At 43.7% G+C, this 2,434-nt stretch carries 4 protein-coding genes and 1 tRNA gene; 4 read left to right on the top strand and 1 reads right to left on the bottom strand.

The features are described from left to right. Positions 1–97 precede the first annotated feature (97 nt). From GCCT14_RS04445 to GCCT14_RS04435, 3 genes are read left to right on the top strand one after another with little or no spacing between them, the layout of a single operon-like run. On the top strand, positions 98–538 hold the full coding sequence (locus GCCT14_RS04445) for a hypothetical protein (RefSeq protein ID WP_157952610.1): 441 nt from the start codon (positions 98–100) through the stop codon (positions 536–538). A gap of 35 nt (positions 539–573) precedes the next feature. Then, positions 574–795 (top strand): hypothetical protein, encoded by a 222-nt coding sequence (locus tag GCCT14_RS04440; protein WP_108624392.1) that lies wholly within the window; start codon positions 574–576, stop codon positions 793–795. Between the two features lie 14 nt (positions 796–809). Further along, the gene (locus tag GCCT14_RS04435) at positions 810–1,661 is read left to right on the top strand and encodes a DUF2608 domain-containing protein (RefSeq protein WP_108624391.1); all 852 of its coding nucleotides are present in this window, start codon (positions 810–812) and stop codon (positions 1,659–1,661) included. Here GCCT14_RS04435 and GCCT14_RS04430 read toward each other — a convergent pair. After that, positions 1,650–1,732 (bottom strand) — tRNA-Leu (locus GCCT14_RS04430). The two genes, GCCT14_RS04435 and GCCT14_RS04430, sit on opposite strands and share 12 nt — an antisense overlap. Positions 1,733–1,776: 44 nt before the next feature. Between GCCT14_RS04430 and GCCT14_RS04425 the strand changes: the two genes are divergently transcribed. Beyond that, positions 1,777–2,259 (top strand): nucleoside deaminase, encoded by a 483-nt coding sequence (locus GCCT14_RS04425; RefSeq protein ID WP_108624390.1) that lies wholly within the window; start codon positions 1,777–1,779, stop codon positions 2,257–2,259. The last annotated feature ends 175 nt before the right edge of the window (positions 2,260–2,434 follow it).

Genomic DNA, 2,434 nt, shown 5'->3' with positions numbered 1-2,434 from the left:
ACATTACGTGTGTTGAATTTCATTTTTTCTTTGAGGGGCAAACCTCTTTTCGACTGGGTTGCTCTTCACTCTTATTGCAGATTTTGAGGTAGTGACTGTGCATTTTACAAGAGAGCCCATTGTTGAAACTGTGATTACTGCGAGAGAAGGTGCCAAGCTTCTGGTTCGGAATGCTCGAGGAGCAGAAGACGCGGATACCTATTTGGTGGAAGCGGTTGAAGTGGTGATGTTTGGTGGAGCTGTTTTTTATCGTTCAGCTAGTAGACCTAGTCCTTTTCTTGTTCCAGTTGGTGAATATGAAGTGGTAGAATCTCAGACCAATCGATCCAATTTGAAGAAACCAGTAGAAAGATTTTCTCGTTCCAATCATCGTGAAGTGCCCATGCAAGAGGTGGTCGCTCCCTCTCTTCCTTCATCTGAAAAGCCTTCTTCTAAGGAATCTATTGCAGAGATTCCTGCTAAGGCGCGTCGTGGACTTCAAACCTCCGCAATAAAACAGGAGGAGCCGCCGCAAGGAACAAGAAAGAAGCGAATTTAGAGCCAAAGGTTGAATCTTCTCAAAGTAATGAAGATGTGGTAGATCGTGCCTCGAAAATTTTAGCCTCTCTCATTCCTCCACCAACAGTTCTCGTTTCAGATGCGCTAATTTTGCAAAAGCAAGCCTCTACGCCTTCCTCTACATCTACAACACCACCTCAGGAACCATCTAGAAGTCGTGGTAGGCGGACTTTATCAGGATCCGGAACACGCAGTAATAGTCGATTCAATCGTGAAAAGAGGAAAGAGGGTCACTAACAACTGGAGAGTTCTTGAAGAATTTTCTTTGTCTATTGTTTGCTCCTTTTTTGTTCCTTGCGGCGGCTCCTCCTGTTTTATTGCGGAGTTTTGAAGAGCTTCCAGCTGTTTTTACTGAACTGAATCCGAATCGAACGGTTGTTCTGCTCGATTTAGATGATTTGATTCTTTATCCCAGAAGCGCTCTTGGGAGCTTAATGTGGCTCGATGTCATGGAAGAGTTCCTACTGGGAGATGGCTTAACACAACAAGAGGCCAATCGGGTACGATTTCTGATTTGGGAATATGGACTTTTACACTCTACATTTGAATTAGCTAACGTCAGATCAAAAAATATTTTAGCTAATTTACAGGGATCTGGTTTGTCAATTTTGGGTGTGACAAGACGATCAAAGCTTTCTGCGGATGCATTGATTTCGCAATTAAACAAGTTAGGCATCAACTTGTTTTCTTCTCTATCGCCTTTTCTGCAACTCTCTTTCTTTTTGCCAGCAAAGGAACCGGTAGCTATTTGGACTCAAGGTGTATTGTTTACAGGTTCAACCCCTATCTGTGAAGCATGTGAGCGCTTTGTTGAGACCGTTTCTGTTCCTTTGCATTCTGTTGTCTGTATTTCTTCTGTTCGTGAATTTCTTGATGAATGTCGACTATGTTTTTCTTCGAAAAAGACGAATAATATCTATGTGCTGCTTGCTCTTGCTGATCGTCCCAATCGAATTGAAGAAGATGCAAAATTTCAACTGCTTGGCTTGCGTCCCGCATTGACCGACGAGGACACACAAGTTATTCGCGCACCTACCCCGACTTATTCGGATCGAGATGTTTTGAACAAGATACGTGAAATTTGGAATATGTGCTCGGGGTGAGACTCGAACTCACACGGACCAACGTCCAAAGGATTTTAAGTCCTCCGTGTCTACCATTCCACCACCCGAACAGTGCGGAAGGCAGAAGTGTAAAAGTGTCATTCCTTTGAGGTCAATGTTGAGCTGCGAACAAGATGCTTTTTTTATGACTAAAGCCTTGGAACAGGCTCGAATTGCTTTTGAAAAAGGAGAAGTTCCTGTCGGGGCTCTTCTTGTTCTTGATGGAGAGATCCTTGCCGCGGATCACAATCGTGTGGAAACCGATATGGATCCAACTGCACATGCAGAAGTGCTCTCTTTGCGTCGGGCTGGCTTGTCTCAAAAGAATTGGAGATTGAATCGAGCTTCTCTCTACGTCACATTAGAGCCTTGCCATATGTGCATGGGAGCAATTTTGCTTGCTCGTATCTCGCGTCTTGTATGGGGTGCTTTTGATCCGAGAATGGGTGGAAGTCGTTTCCACGCTCAATGGGAAGAGAGTTGTCGTTGGGCCACTTTACCAGATATGCGAGGAGGAGTGTTGCAGGATGAAGCTCTGCATCTGGTTCAAACCTTTTTTGCCTGTCAACGTTCCAAAAGAAATGATTCATCTTCTTGAATTTTTGGTCAGGGGTGGGTAGAATCTATAAAGTTTTTTTCCATGGATTAGTTTTCATCATGAGTAAAAAGAGAGAAAGAAAAGAAAAATTGCATCCGGCGTATCGGACTGTTGCCTTTGTTGACACATGTACTGGCATTCAATATTTGTGTGGTTCTACCTGGAAAGGGAAACA

It is taken from the genome of Candidatus Similichlamydia epinepheli, from assembly GCF_003056015.1.
Note: the sequence above shows the minus strand (reverse complement) of the source record. Positions and strands in the feature narration are given on the sequence as shown.

Coding starts and splice junctions, on each gene's coding strand:
- GCCT14_RS04425 (WP_108624390.1), top strand. CDS start 1,777: ATGTTGAGCTGCGAACAAGATGCTTTTTTTATGACTAAAGCCTTGGAA.